Annotated in this window: 11 protein-coding genes; 7 read left to right on the forward strand and 4 right to left on the reverse strand. The window is 62.7% G+C overall.

Annotated elements, in window-relative coordinates; translation table 11 throughout:
* Positions 1 to 52: 52 nt before the first annotated feature.
* The gene (locus tag KGA96_RS16645) at positions 53 to 958 is read right to left on the reverse strand and encodes a LysR substrate-binding domain-containing protein (RefSeq protein ID WP_046040217.1); all 906 of its coding nucleotides are present in this window, start codon (positions 956 to 958) and stop codon (positions 53 to 55) included.
* Positions 959 to 1,360: 402 nt separating this feature from the next.
* Between KGA96_RS16645 and KGA96_RS16650 the strand changes: the two genes are divergently transcribed.
* From KGA96_RS16650 to KGA96_RS16660, 3 genes are read left to right on the forward strand one after another with little or no spacing between them, the layout of a single operon-like run.
* Entirely contained in the window at positions 1,361 to 3,109 is a 1,749-nt protein-coding gene (locus tag KGA96_RS16650; RefSeq protein ID WP_223513682.1) for an amidohydrolase, read from the forward strand.
* Positions 3,106 to 4,050, forward strand: a complete 945-nt coding sequence (locus KGA96_RS16655; protein WP_046040221.1) for a CobW family GTP-binding protein — start codon at positions 3,106 to 3,108, stop codon at positions 4,048 to 4,050. Before KGA96_RS16650 ends, KGA96_RS16655 begins: the two co-directional genes overlap by 4 nt.
* Complete coding sequence (locus KGA96_RS16660; protein ID WP_046040222.1) at positions 4,047 to 4,802, forward strand: class II aldolase/adducin family protein; 756 nt, start codon at positions 4,047 to 4,049, stop codon at positions 4,800 to 4,802. The genes KGA96_RS16655 and KGA96_RS16660 overlap by 4 nt, the downstream gene beginning before the upstream one ends.
* A gap of 153 nt (positions 4,803 to 4,955) precedes the next feature.
* Here the strand turns inward: KGA96_RS16660 and KGA96_RS16665 are convergent, their stop codons facing one another.
* Together KGA96_RS16665 and KGA96_RS16670 are read right to left on the reverse strand one after the other, a co-directional pair.
* Positions 4,956 to 6,476 carry a sensor histidine kinase gene (locus KGA96_RS16665; RefSeq protein WP_046040224.1) on the reverse strand — a complete coding sequence of 507 codons (1,521 nt, stop codon included), beginning with the start codon at positions 6,474 to 6,476 and terminating at the stop codon, positions 4,956 to 4,958.
* Positions 6,473 to 7,192 carry a response regulator transcription factor gene (locus KGA96_RS16670; protein WP_223513685.1) on the reverse strand — a complete coding sequence of 240 codons (720 nt, stop codon included), beginning with the start codon at positions 7,190 to 7,192 and terminating at the stop codon, positions 6,473 to 6,475. The genes KGA96_RS16665 and KGA96_RS16670 overlap by 4 nt, the downstream gene beginning before the upstream one ends.
* 151 nt (positions 7,193 to 7,343) lie before the next feature.
* Between KGA96_RS16670 and msrB the strand changes: the two genes are divergently transcribed.
* From msrB to msrA, 3 genes are read left to right on the forward strand one after another with little or no spacing between them, the layout of a single operon-like run.
* Positions 7,344 to 7,862: a peptide-methionine (R)-S-oxide reductase MsrB gene (msrB, locus tag KGA96_RS16675; protein ID WP_046040228.1), complete on the forward strand. Its 519-nt coding sequence runs from the start codon at positions 7,344 to 7,346 to the stop codon at positions 7,860 to 7,862.
* A gap of 33 nt (positions 7,863 to 7,895) precedes the next feature.
* Positions 7,896 to 9,662 carry a cytochrome c biogenesis protein DipZ gene (locus tag KGA96_RS16680; protein WP_223513688.1) on the forward strand — a complete coding sequence of 589 codons (1,767 nt, stop codon included), beginning with the start codon at positions 7,896 to 7,898 and terminating at the stop codon, positions 9,660 to 9,662.
* 30 nt (positions 9,663 to 9,692) lie between these two features.
* A complete protein-coding gene (gene msrA / locus KGA96_RS16685; protein ID WP_046040230.1) occupies positions 9,693 to 10,400 on the forward strand; it encodes a peptide-methionine (S)-S-oxide reductase MsrA in 708 nt (235 codons plus the stop codon).
* Between the two features lie 9 nt (positions 10,401 to 10,409).
* On the opposite strand, the gene KGA96_RS16690 is transcribed toward msrA, so the two are convergent.
* Positions 10,410 to 11,327, reverse strand: coding sequence for a LysR family transcriptional regulator (locus tag KGA96_RS16690; RefSeq protein WP_223513690.1), 918 nt, complete (start codon positions 11,325 to 11,327; stop codon positions 10,410 to 10,412).
* A 102-nt stretch (positions 11,328 to 11,429) separates the two neighbouring features.
* Here KGA96_RS16690 and KGA96_RS16695 point away from each other — a divergent pair, with 102 nt between their 5' ends.
* Positions 11,430 to 12,620 (forward strand): aspartate aminotransferase family protein, encoded by a 1,191-nt coding sequence (locus KGA96_RS16695; protein WP_223513693.1) that lies wholly within the window; start codon positions 11,430 to 11,432, stop codon positions 12,618 to 12,620.
* Positions 12,621 to 12,796 lie beyond the last annotated feature (176 nt).

The raw sequence follows: 12,796 nt of genomic DNA on the forward strand, positions 1-12,796 counted from the left end.
CTCTGGCCAAATGTCCCGAAATAGAGCCCTGCCCTGTGGGATGTGGTGTGTTTTACAAGGTGTCCTGCCAGGTCTGGCGGGACGATTGCAGCTGTGTCTTGACCCAGTTGCTGAAGGCCTGGACCACCGCGCGGTCAGCTTTCTGCGGGTCGGTGGCCAGGTAATAACCACGGTGCAGATCGATGCCGATGTCGAACGGCCGCACCAGCAAACCCTTGGACAAGGCATCGCCGCTGATCAGGTTGTCGCCGATGGCGATGCCCTGGCCGGCAATGCAGGCGGACTGTGCGCAGTGGGCATCGGAGAACAGGATGCCGCTCAACGCATTGACCCCCGAAGCGCCGGCGGCGGTCAGCCAGATGCGCCAGTCCGAGTAGTCGGTCATGTGCAGCAAGGGGTAAGTGCTGAGCTCCTGAGGGTTTTTCAGTCCGCCCAGGGCGTTGATCAGGCGAGGGCTGCATACCGGGAAGAAGCGCAGAGCCACAATCTCTTCAACATTCATTTCCGGCCAGTCGCCAATCCCATAGGCGATGAACAGGTCGACGTTGGGGTTGTTGGTGTCGTCCGGTGTGCGTGGGGAAATCAGCTGCAACTGCACTTGCGGGTACTGCCGCAAAAATGCACCGATGTGGTGGCACAGCCAATAGGTGGCGAACCCCGGCGCACAACTGACGCACAGCCGGCCGGAGATTTCCTGATCGTCGATCAACTGCCCGGCATCGAGCAGGTTCAGCAGAATCCCGTGCACCTCCCGCGCATAGCGCTCGCCTTGGTACGTCAGGCCAATGCCACGGCCAATCCGTTCGGTCAGGGCGAAGCCGACGCATTCCTCCAGCTTGCTGATCTGGTGGCTGATGGCGCTGCGGGTCAGGTTCAGTTCACGGGCCGCGACCGACACGCTGCCTGTGCGGGCAACCGCATCCAGCGCACGAAGGGCTGTCATCGAAGGAAATCGCATAAATCATCCCGTTCAAAGGTTAAAGGAACACGAAAGCACGACGCTGCCCCTGTGGCGAGGGAGCTTGCTCCCGTTGGGTCGCGTAGCGGCCCCAATTACATCGGTTGTCGAGCTTTGCGCCTGCTGCGCAGTCGAGCGGGAGCAAGCTCCCTCGCCTCAAGGTCAGTGTTTGTTCTCATATATGGTGACTTAAATCGAACAGTCAGGCCAAAAAAAATCGATTGTTGTATCGGTTGATTCAACAATACTAGCGCTAATTGTCATCGAAATGCTCCGGCCCACAATCAAAAGGTGCTGCCTGCGACATTGCCGGTTGACTAGAACAACAACAGTTATTTCAGGTTCCCGACCCGCCTGGCGCCCGGTGGACCTTTCAATCTCCTGAACTCAAAGGTGGCTTACATGGCTGAGTCCGATAACTTTTCCTCTACCCATTCCGCGCAGGGGACCTACGCCGACCTGATCCTCGCCAACGGGCGTATCTACACCCAGGACCCGGCCAACCCGTGGGCCGAGGCCGTGGCCATCCGCGACGGCAAGTTGATCGGTGTCGCCAGCCTCGGCCAGATCGAGATGTTCAAGGGCCCGAACACCCGCGTGCATGACCTGCAAGGCGCGTTCTGCATGCCCGGCCTGCACGATATGCACACGCATCCCGACCTCGCGTTGGCGCCGCGCTACAGCGACGACCTCGACGTCGGCATCGAAGACCCGACCCCGGAACAACTGCGCGAAAGCATCCTCGCTTATGCCGACAGCCATCCGGGCGACGGCTGGATCTACGGTCAGTACTGGGTGCGCTACACCTTCCGCGAAGCCGGTTTGACCCCGGGCCGCGCCTGGCTCGACAGCGTGATGCCGGACCGCCCGGTAGCGCTGCTCGACCGCATGTGGGGCACCATGATGGTCAACTCCAAAGCACTGGAACTGGCCGGGATCGATGGCAACACCTCCGACCCGCGCAACGGCTATTTCGAGCGTGATGAACTGACCGGCGAACCCACCGGCCTGATGATCGACGGCGCCTACGCGATGATTCACGCCGCGATGCCGCCGACCCCGGTCAGCGTGCTGCGCCGCGCCTATCGCGATGGCGTGCACTTCCAGAGCTCGCGCGGCGTTACTGCGAGCAAGTATGTGCACGTCTGCGAACAGCGCTTGCAGGCCCTCAAGGAACTGGACGACAGCGGCGAACTGACGGTGCGCATCGAAGCGGCGATCAGTTGGCAGGACGACATTTTCCCGGTGCGTCGTCGCTGGGAACTGCTGGCCGGTGAGCGTCACTACTACCGCAGCGCACGCCTGAGCGCCAACGCGGTGAAGTTCCACTTCGACGGTACCGTTGAGCCGAAGTCTTCGTACCTCCTGACCCCATGGCCGCAGGAAAAAAGCTGGCGCGGCAAGCTCAACCTGACCCCGGAACACATCACCGACATGGTGGTGGACATGGACCGCAAGGGCATCCGCGTGATTGCCCACTGCACCGGCGACGGCGCGTCGGACGTGTTCCTCGATGCCGTGGCCGAGGCCCGTCGTCGCAACGGTTTCAGCGGCGTACGCCACCAGTGCGCCCACAGCACCTTGCTGCATCCGGGCAACTTGCCGCGTTTCAAGGAACTCAACGTTATCGCCGAGTTCTCCCCGGCCGCCTGGTACCCGACGCCATTCGCCAGTGGTGCGCGTTCCGGCTACGGCCAGGAACGTCTCAAGCGCATCTACGATTTCAAAGGCGTGCTCGCCGCCGGTGGCACCGCGGTGATGGGCACCGACTGGCCGGTGGCGTCCATCGACCCGTGGCTCGCGCTGGAAACCATGATCACTCGGCAGAATCCGTGGAACGACGACCCGGCCTGCTTCGGCGACCCGATCAGCCTCGAACAGGCACTGACCGTGATCACCAGCAACGGCGCCGTTGCCATGGGCCTGGAACACAGCACCGGCAGCCTGCAAGTGGGCAAGGCGGCGGACCTGATCGTCATCGACCGCGACCTGTTCGCCAAGCCTGCGCGTAACTACATCCACAAGACCCAGGTGCTGCTGACCTTCGTTGAAGGGCAACTGGTCTACGACCGCCATTCGACGCTCGAAGCCGTCGGCCTCAAGGCCGTGTGGCAGGGCGAGCCACCGGTGCTGGAGGGCAAGGCAGAATGACGTCCCCACGCATCGCCGTGACCGTCGTCTCGGGGTTTCTCGGCGCCGGCAAAACCACGCTACTCAACCGCATGGTGCGCCGTGCCGAAGGCAGTCGACTGGCGGTGATCGTCAACGATTTCGGCGAGCTGAACATCGATGCAGCCATCGTTTCCGAAGTCACCGACGCGGTGTACAGCCTGCAGAACGGCTGCATCTGCTGCACCGTACAGGAAGACCTGCTGGCGCAACTGGGCAGCCTGGCGCAATTGGAGCCACGGCTGGAGCGCATCGTCATCGAGTGCAGCGGCGTGTCCGACCCGCAGCGCATCGTGCAGACCCTGGCTTATCCACAGCTGCGCAGCCAGATGCAACTGGACATGGTCATCACCGTGGTCGACGCCACCCGTCATCTGCAACTCGACGGCGAATACGCGCGGCTGGCCAGGGCGCAGGTGGCGGCTGCCGATTTGCTGTTGTTGAACAAGACCGATCTAGTCGACGAGACGCAATTGCGGGCGTTGCGCGAAGCTCTGGGACTGCGGACACGAATCCACGAAAGCGTGCAGGCGCAGTTGCCGGATGCGCTGTGGCTCGACACCGATCTGGACCTTGAGCCGCGCACAGTGAAACCGCTGACACGGGTGTCCGATGGCGATCACGGCGAGATGTTCAGCAGTTGGCTGTGGCAGAGCGACGTGGCGCTTGATGCCGAGGGATTGCGTGGCTGGTTGCAGGCGCTGCCCGGCGATGTGTTCCGGGTCAAGGGGCTGGTGAAGCTGGCGCAGGGCAACAAGGCGCATTGGCTGCAACACGTCGGCACCCGCAGTCAGTTTCTGCCGGCCACGGATGAAGCCCAGGCAAAGACCACACGCCTGGTGTTTATCGCCCGCCGTGGTTTCGACGGCTGGGAAGCGTTGGGGCAGGGGCTTGAGGCCTGCACCGTGAAGGTGAGCGCATGACTGCGACCGAACAACGTTTGCGTGAAGAACTCGCTGCCTGCTATCGGCTGGTGGCGCACTTTCGCATGACCGATCTGATCTTCACTCACATTTCGGTGCGCATCCCGGGGCCGGAGCATCACTTTCTGATCAACCCTTACGGGCTGATGTTCGATGAGATCACTGCGTCCAACCTGGTGAAGATCAACCTCGATGGTCACGCCGTGGAGCCTTCGGCGTACCCGGTCAACCCGGCCGGTTTCGTGATCCACAGCGCCATCCACGGCGCCCGTGAAGATGCGCAATGCGTGCTGCACACCCACACCAAATCCGGTTGTGCGGTGGCGGCGTTGAAGTGCGGGTTGTTGCCAGTGAACCAGATTTCCATGGAGTTCTATGGTCGGGTCGCTTACCACGACTACGAAGGTGTCGCGCTGGACCTGAGCGAGCAAAAAAGGTTGGTGGCGGACCTGGGCGACAAGTCGGTACTGATGCTGCGCAACCATGGTTTGCTGACGGTGGGCGAGACCGTGAGCCAGGCATTCCTGCGCATGTACTACCTGGAAAAAGCCTGTGAAATCCAGTTGGCCGCCCAAGCCGCCGGTGAAGTTGTTCTGCCGTCGCACGAGGTCTGCGCGCATACCGAACGGCAGTTCAATGATCTGGGGCGGCCGTTGGAGGAGGGGGAGCTGAGTGATCCGGATGCCATGCAACTGGCCTGGGCGGCGTTGTTGAGGATGCTGGATCGGGTGGCGCCGGGTTACCGCGACTGATCTGAGTCCTGTGTTGTTTCGGCTGGCCCCTTCGCGGGCAAGTCGGATCGCCGCACCGCCGCTCCCACAGGGTCAGTGGGTGGATGAAAAATCCGCGAACAACCGAGAACCTGTGGGAGCGTGGCTTGCCCGCGATGCAGGCGCCTCGGACTGTCAGGCCTGTCGCGGTGTATTCAGGTTCATCGACCGCACCGCCAACGCAGACGCTGTCTCTTCATCAATCGGCAACGAAAAACGAAAGGTCGCACCCCGCCCCGGCACATCGATCAACTGAATCTCGCGCCCATGCAATTGCAGGATGCGATGCACGATCCGCAGCCCCAACCCGCCATCACGCCGTGCGCCGCCGATATTGAACGGACGCAGGAACAACCCTTCGCGCAGTTCCGGGGCGATGCCGGGGCCGGTATCGCTGACCGTGACTTCGATGAATGAACCTTGCGGGCGCAGGCCTAGCTCGACTTCGCCACCGACCGGGGTATGGCGCAGGGCGTTGTCGAACAGGTTGGTCAGCACCCGCTCGATCAAGCCGAGGTCCGCGCAGGCCGCCGAGGCATTCGGCGCAAAGGTGGCCTTGAGTTCGACTTTGCGCGCCTCGGCGGTGAGTTCGAATTTCTGGAAGATGTCCTGGGCCAGGTCAGTCAGGGAAAAGCGTTCCAGCACCGGCTGCACAAAACCATGTTCCAGCCGCACCAGTTCCAGCAGCGACTGCGCCAGACCGCCGACCTTGCGGCTCTGGTCCAGGGCGATGCCGAGGTAGCGACGGCGGTCGGCAGGGGACAGCGTGGCGTCCTTGAGCGACAGGGTTTCCAGATAACCGTGCAACGAGGCCAGCGGCGTGCGCAAGTCGTGGGAGATGTTCGCCACCAGTTCGCGGCGTTCCTGATCCTGGCGGGTCAATGAGCGCCATTGTTCGCCCAGGCGTGCCTGCATCTGCCGGAACGCCGCATCGAGCACAGCGATTTCATCGTGGCTGGCGGCTTTTTCCACCGCGACGGGCAGGGCTGGTGTGACCGGGACGCCATCGATGTCGAACTGGCTGACGGTTTCGGTCAGGCGACGCAACGGCCGGGTAATCAAGGCAAACGCCGTGAGACCGGCGATCAGGCACAGCAGCGCCACCAGGCCGATGGACAACAGCGCTGTGTTGAGCGCCGCGCTGGTCGCACCGCGTTCGGCCAGGCGGTCGTGATCCTCGCCGAGCAACACCACGTAGAGATATCCGGCCGGCTTGCCGTCGACCTTCAGCGGTGCCGCGCTGAACACCTTGCGTGTATCGACGCTGCGCGGGTCGTCGCCGAGAATCGGCAGGGCATCGCCCCGCAACAGGCGCTGGATCGGTGCCAGGTCGATCCGCTCACGACGGATCCGGCCCTCGGGCGCGGCGCTGCCGACAATCTTGCCTGCGGAATCGAGCAGGTACACCTCGACGCTCGGGTTGACCTGCATCAGTTTGCTGAACAGGTCACGCACGGCATTGGGCATCAGGCCCTGGGTGTCCATCAGCACCGTGTCACTGGCGATGTGCTGCGCCAGGTCCCGGGACAAGCCTTGCACCACTTCCTGCTCATGCATCTGGTTGGAGCGCACTTGCAACCACGCCGAGGTGCCGCAGCACACCAGCAGCAGCACGGCGAACACCAGGGACAGGCGTTGCGTCAGGGTCAGCCTCATGGCTGCGGCTCCTCGCCTGTGGCGAATTTGTAGCCTCGCCCCCAGACCGTGAGGATGCGCACCGGTTGCGCCGGGTCGGTCTCGATCTTGGCGCGCAGGCGGTTGATGTGGGTGTTGACCGTGTGCTCGTAGCCTTCGTGGCTGTAGCCCCACACGGCATTGAGCAGGTCCATGCGCGAAAACACCTTGCCGGGCTGGCGGGCGAAGAAGTACAGCAAGTCGAATTCCCGTGGCGTGAGGTCCAGGCGTCGTCCGTCGAGGGCCACTTCGCGGGTGATCGGGTCGATGGCCAGGCCGTCAAGGAGCAGGCTGCCGGCGTCCATCTTCAGGTTGCGCGCCATGGCATCGACCCGGCGCAGCAACGCTTTGACCCGGGCCACCAGCTCAAGCATGGAAAAGGGCTTGGCCAGATAGTCGTCGGCACCCAGTTCCAGGCCGAGAATCCGGTGCACTTCGCTGGAGCGCGCGCTGGTGATGATGATCGGCGTGTAGCGGGCCATGGCCCGGGCGCGGCGGCAGATTTCCAGGCCGTCGACACCGGGCAGCATCAGGTCGAGGACCAGTGCGTCCCAGTTGCCCTGTTGCAGCAGGCGCATGCCCTCATCGCCATCGGCGCTGTGCACCACCTCGAACTGCTCATCGCGAAGATGCAGGCAGATCAGGTCGGCGATGTGCTGGTCATCCTCGACCACGAGGACGCGTTTGGTCTGTTCCATACAGCTCAATCCTTCGGCGCAATGGGCGCATTGTGCGGGTTTTTCGGCGCCCGAGTTATCACGAATTGTTTAACTTCCCGTGAGGATTTGGCGATCACCCAAAGCCTAGGCTGTGTTCCATGAAACACCCCTGGATTTTTTGGAGACGAGCATGTTTTCACGACGGCAATTTCTTCTAGTGAGCGGCGGACTGGGGGTGGCAACCCTGGCGATCGGCCTGTTGCCGAAGTTTTCCACAGGCAGCGCATTAATCAGCGAGGCCAGCGCAGCGGAGGCATTCGAAGTGACCCACAGTGACAAAGAATGGCACGCCATCCTCAGCGATGAGCAGTACGACATCCTGCGCGAAGAGGGCACCGAACGGGCCTACAGCAGCCCGCTGAACAACGAGCACCGCGATGGCACCTTCGCCTGCGCCGGTTGCGACCTGCCGCTGTTTTCCTCGGCGACCAAATTCGACAGCCGCACCGGTTGGCCGAGTTTCTGGGCACCCCTGGACAAGGCCGTGGCCACCCGCCAGGACCGTGCGTTCGGCATGGTCCGCGAAGAGGTTCATTGCCGGCGCTGCGGCGGGCATCTGGGGCATGTCTTCGACGACGGCCCGAAACCCACCGGCCTGCGTTACTGCATGAACGGCCTGGCGATGAAATTCGTGCCCAAGACGGTGTGATTCCCCTCCACTCACTTTTTGCAGGTAATCGCCATGTGGCTGCTGGTCCTCGCTTATCTCGGTGGTGTGCTGACGATTGTCAGCCCGTGCATTCTGCCGGTGTTGCCGTTTGTCTTCGCCCGCACCGGGCAACCCTTCGTCAAAAGCGGATTGCCGCTGCTGGTGGGCATGGCGCTGACGTTCGCGTTGGTCGCCACATTGGCGGCGGTGGGCGGTGGCTGGGTGGTGCAACTCAATCAGTACGGGCGCTGGCTGGCGCTGGTGTTCGTGGCGTTGTTCGGACTGACGTTGTTGCTGCCGCAATTGGCCGAGCGCCTGACCCGGCCGCTGGTGGCGGCGGGCAGTCGTTTGTCGGAAGCGGCGGGTGCCGATGCGCGGCCACGTCCTGGTGCTTCGTTCCTCATTGGCGTGGCCACCGGCCTGTTGTGGGCGCCCTGCGCCGGGCCGATCCTCGGTTTGCTGCTGACCGGTGCGGCGCTGCAAGGCGCCAGCATTCAAACCACCTTTTTGCTGCTGGCGTATGCCGCCGGCGCTGCCACGTCCCTCGCGCTGGCCTTGTTGTTGGGCGGTAAAGTCTTTGCGGCGATGAAGCGTTCGATTGGTGCCGGCGAATGGGTACGTCGCGGTCTCGGTGCGGCGATGCTGGCCGGAGTGGCGGCGATTGCCTTGGGGCTGGATACCGGCGTTCTGGCTCGGTTTTCCACGGCGTCGACCGGCGGAATCGAGCAAACGTTGGTGGAGAAACTGAGCGGCAAGTCGCCGCGTAACAGTGCGGCGCCGAATTCGATCGCCGAGGGTGCGGTGCAAGTGGCTGACAAAACCCCGAGTACCTTGCCGGTCGAAGGCAACCTGCCGCCGCTGGACGGCGCCGTGCAGTGGCTCAACTCGCCACCCCTCGATGCCCAGGCCTTGAAAGGCAAGGTCGTGCTGGTGGATTTCTGGACCTACTCCTGCATCAACTGCCTGCGTTCGCTGCCCTATGTGAAGGCCTGGGCCGAGAAGTATCGCGATCAGGGCCTGGTGGTGATCGGCGTGCATGCGCCGGAGTTTGCCTTCGAGCGCGACGTCAGCAACGTCACCAAGGCCATGAAAGACTTGGGCATCACCTACCCGGTGGCCATCGATAACGAGTTCAAGATCTGGCGCGCCTTCAACAACGAGTACTGGCCGGCGCATTACTTTGCCGACGCCCAGGGACGTATTCGTTATCACCACTTCGGCGAAGGCGCATACGCCGAATCGGAGCGGGTCATCCAGCAGTTGCTGCGCGAGGCGGGGGCGGCCAAAGTCGCGGACGGGCTGATCAGTGCCCAGGCCGACGGCGTGCAAATGGCCCCGGACAACGACGCCGTGCAGTCGCCGGAAACCTATGTCGGTTACCAGCGCGCGGAACATTTCGTACCGGAAACCGCGCTGGTGCCGGACCAGGTCGCGGTCTACAACCCGCCAGCGCAACTGGCCCTCAATGACTGGAGCCTGGGCGGCCAGTGGCATGTCGGCCCGGAGCGGGCCACCGCCAGTGCACCGGCCAGTCGCATCGTCTATCGCTTCCACGCCCGTGATTTGCATTTGGTGCTCGGCCCTGGCGCCGATGGCAAACCGGTGCGCTTCAAGGTGCTGATCGACGGCAAGGCCCCCGGCGATGCCCACGGCATGGACGTGGCACCCGATGGCAGCGGCACCGTGACCGACCAGCGTTTGTATCAACTGGTGCGCCAGAGCGACGGCGTGACGGACCGGACTTTCAGTATCGAGTTTCTTGATCCGGGTGCGTCGGCTTACGCCTTCACCTTCGGCTGATTACTTTCCAATGCTTCAGGAGTTCGCCCCATGAAAACACTCTTTACCTGGCGCCGTACCCTGCTGGGGCTGGCAGCTGCCGGCATCATCAGCCAATGCTCGGCCTTCTCCTTCGGTGGCGCCGAAGAGGCGGTAGTCCTCCCACCGCCGGCCCTTGACGAAACCACCCAGGCCCACAGCGAAACCGCGGTGTTCGCCGGCGGCTGCTTCTGGGGCGTCCAAGGGGTGTTCCAGCATGTCAAAGGCGTGAAGAACGCCGTCTCCGGCTACGCGGGCGGGGCGGCCAATACCGCGCAATACGAGCGCGTCAGCAACGGCAATACCGGCCATGCGGAATCGGTCGAAGTCACTTTCGATCCAGCCCAGGTCAGCTACGGCACCTTGCTGCAGATCTACTTTTCGGTGGCACACAACCCGACCGAACTCAACCGTCAGGGGCCGGACAGCGGCACCCAGTATCGCTCGGCGGTCTTTATCAAAAGTGCCGAGCAGCAGCGGGTCGCACAGGCCTACATCACCCAGCTCGACGCCGCCCATGCCTTCGACAAGCCGATCGTGACCAAGCTGGAAACCTTCAACGGTTTCTACCCGGCGGAGGAGGAACATCAGGATTTCCTGACCGAGCATCCGACCTATCCGTACATCGTGATCAATGACTTGCCGAAAGTGGCGCAGTTGAAGCAGCTGTACCCCAATCGTTATCAGGAACAGCCGGTGTTGGTGAAGGCGGGGATGTAAATGCATGGCCTATTCGGCCGACGGGTGCTTGCCCCACCTCTGGACAGCGAATTCGACGAAGCGCCGCAGCTTCGGCAAACGGTGGCGATCCTGGGCATAGACCAGGTGCATCGGCCGGCTGGGCGGGCAGTAGTCGGGCATCAGGGCGAGCAGCTTTCCGTCTTTGAGATCTTGTTCGACCAAGGCGTCGGGCATCATCACGATGCCCATGCCGGTGCGCGCCGCTTGATGCAACCCCGCCGAACTGTTGATCAACATTGGTCCGCTGACTCCGACGCTGACTTCGCCGTCGGGACCGGCCAGGCGCCATTCCTTTTGCACCGATTGCCAGTCATCCCCGGCCGGATAGGCAAAGGACAGGCAGTCGTGGTGTCGCAGGTCTTCAGGAATCTGCGGTGTGCCGCGCCGGGCCAGGTACTCCGGTGACGCGCACATGGTCAGGGTGTAGTCGATCAGCGGGCGGGCGATCAGATTGGAGGGCTCAAGCGCGCCGAGGCGAAACGCTACGTCCAGACCGTTTTCCAGCAGATCCGGGCGTCGGTTGGTCAGGACCACGTCGAGTTTCACCCGCGGGTTTTGCAGGCTGAACTCACTCAGTGCCGGCGCCAGGCGTTCGGTACCGAAGGTCAGGGGCGCGGTGATGCGCAAGATGCCGCTCGGTTCGTCCAGCGCCTGCTCGGCCAGCCGCTCGGAATCGGCCACCAACCCCAGCACTTCCAAACAGCGTTGGTAATACGCGGTGCCGAACTCGGTCAGCCGTTGGCGCCGCGTCGTGCGGTTGAGCAGGCGCACACCCAGCCGTTGCTCCAGGGCCTTGAGGTGGTTGCCGACCATGGTCGTGGACATATCACACTGCAAGGCGGCGGCGGTCATGCTGCCGGTCTCCACCACTTTCACGTAGACGGTCATTGCCTGGAACAGATCCATTATCAAGCTCGGCTTTTAAATGATTGAAGTTTTACGGTGTTTATCCAGCGCGGGTGGCTAACCATACTGCAAAAACACCGACCCTTGCTGGAGCTTGATGTCATGACCGCCGCCTGCCTGATGAGCACTTACCAACCCTTGGCCTTGAGTTTCAACAAGGGCCTGGGCACTCGCCTGTGGGATCAGGCTGGTCGCGAATACCTGGATGCGGTCGCCGGAGTGGCTGTGACCAATGTCGGCCACTCCCACCCGAAAATCGTCGCCGCCATCACTGAACAGGCCGGGTTGCTGCTGCACACCTCGAACCTCTACAGCATCGACTGGCAACAGCGGCTGGCGCAGAAACTGACACGGCTGGCGGGCATGGACCGGGCGTTCTTCAACAACTCCGGGGCCGAAGCCAACGAAACCGCACTGAAAATCGCCCGGCTGCATGGCTGGCACAAGGGCATCGAGCAGCCGCTGGTGGTGGTCATGGAGAACGCGTTCCATGGCCGCACCCTCGGCACCTTGTCGGCCAGCGATGGCCCGGCGGTACGCCTGGGTTTCAACAAGCTGCCGGGGGACTTCGTCAAAGTGCCGTTCGGCGACCTCGACGCGCTGGACAAGGTGCAACAGGTTCACGGTTCGCGGATCGTGGCGATCCTGATGGAGCCGATCCAGGGCGAAAGCGGCGTGCAACTGGCGCCACCGGGCTATCTCAAGGCCGTGCGCGAACTGTGCAACCGGCGCTCATGGTTGTTGATGCTCGATGAAATCCAGACCGGCATCGGCCGCACCGGCCAGTGGTTCGCGTTCCAGCACGAAGGCATCGTCCCGGACGTCATGACCCTGGCCAAGGGCCTGGGCAACGGCGTGCCGATTGGCGCGTGCCTGGCCCGTGGCAAGGCGGCCGAACTCTTCACGCCGGGCAGCCACGGCAGCACCTTCGGCGGTAATCCGTTGGCCTGCCGGGTCGGATGCACCGTGCTGGATATCGTTGAAGAACAAGGCCTGCTGGAAAACGCCCGGCTTCAGGGGGAACGCCTGCTCGAAAGATTGCGCACAGAACTGGCGGGCAACCCGAACATCTCGCAAATCCGTGGCCAGGGCCTGATGATCGGCATCGAACTCAAGCAACCGATCCGCGACCTGAGCCTGATCGCGGCCCGGGATCACGGCTTGTTGATCAACGTCACGCGAGGCAAGACCATTCGCCTGCTACCGCCGCTGACCATTGATGAGCGGGAGGTGGAGATGATTGTCAGAGGGGTGAGTCTGGCGATTTCGCAGGTTCTCGATCGACCGGAGTAATCGTTCGGTGTTGGCTTTGGATCGTAGTAGGTAAGCGGTTGCATCAGACACGTCGAGGCCAACTGGCGTGTTCTTTTTTGTTCTGCAACGACTCAGCAGGCATCGGATAAATCGCATTGTCTTCTCCGCATCTGGACAGGTGCTGAGTATCCATTGGCAGTTCAAAAGACGTTTCC

This window comes from Pseudomonas sp. GL-R-26, from assembly GCF_019947365.1.
GTDB lineage: Bacteria > Pseudomonadota > Gammaproteobacteria > Pseudomonadales > Pseudomonadaceae > Aquipseudomonas.

Bases quoted from the DNA above. Each gene is read 5' to 3' on its own strand.
- msrB (WP_046040228.1), top strand. From the start codon at position 7,344: ATGTTTTCACGACGGCAATTTCTTCTAGTGAGCGGCGGACTGGGGGTG.
- KGA96_RS16670 (WP_223513685.1), bottom strand. From the start codon at position 7,192: ATGGAACAGACCAAACGCGTCCTCGTGGTCGAGGATGACCAGCACATC.
- KGA96_RS16645 (WP_046040217.1), bottom strand. From the start codon at position 958: ATGCGATTTCCTTCGATGACAGCCCTTCGTGCGCTGGATGCGGTTGCC.
- KGA96_RS16690 (WP_223513690.1), bottom strand. From the start codon at position 11,327: ATGGATCTGTTCCAGGCAATGACCGTCTACGTGAAAGTGGTGGAGACC.
- KGA96_RS16695 (WP_223513693.1), top strand. From the start codon at position 11,430: ATGACCGCCGCCTGCCTGATGAGCACTTACCAACCCTTGGCCTTGAGT.
- KGA96_RS16665 (WP_046040224.1), bottom strand. From the start codon at position 6,476: ATGAGGCTGACCCTGACGCAACGCCTGTCCCTGGTGTTCGCCGTGCTG.
- KGA96_RS16680 (WP_223513688.1), top strand. From the start codon at position 7,896: ATGTGGCTGCTGGTCCTCGCTTATCTCGGTGGTGTGCTGACGATTGTC.
- KGA96_RS16660 (WP_046040222.1), top strand. From the start codon at position 4,047: ATGACTGCGACCGAACAACGTTTGCGTGAAGAACTCGCTGCCTGCTAT.
- msrA (WP_046040230.1), top strand. From the start codon at position 9,693: ATGAAAACACTCTTTACCTGGCGCCGTACCCTGCTGGGGCTGGCAGCT.
- KGA96_RS16655 (WP_046040221.1), top strand. From the start codon at position 3,106: ATGACGTCCCCACGCATCGCCGTGACCGTCGTCTCGGGGTTTCTCGGC.
- KGA96_RS16650 (WP_223513682.1), top strand. From the start codon at position 1,361: ATGGCTGAGTCCGATAACTTTTCCTCTACCCATTCCGCGCAGGGGACC.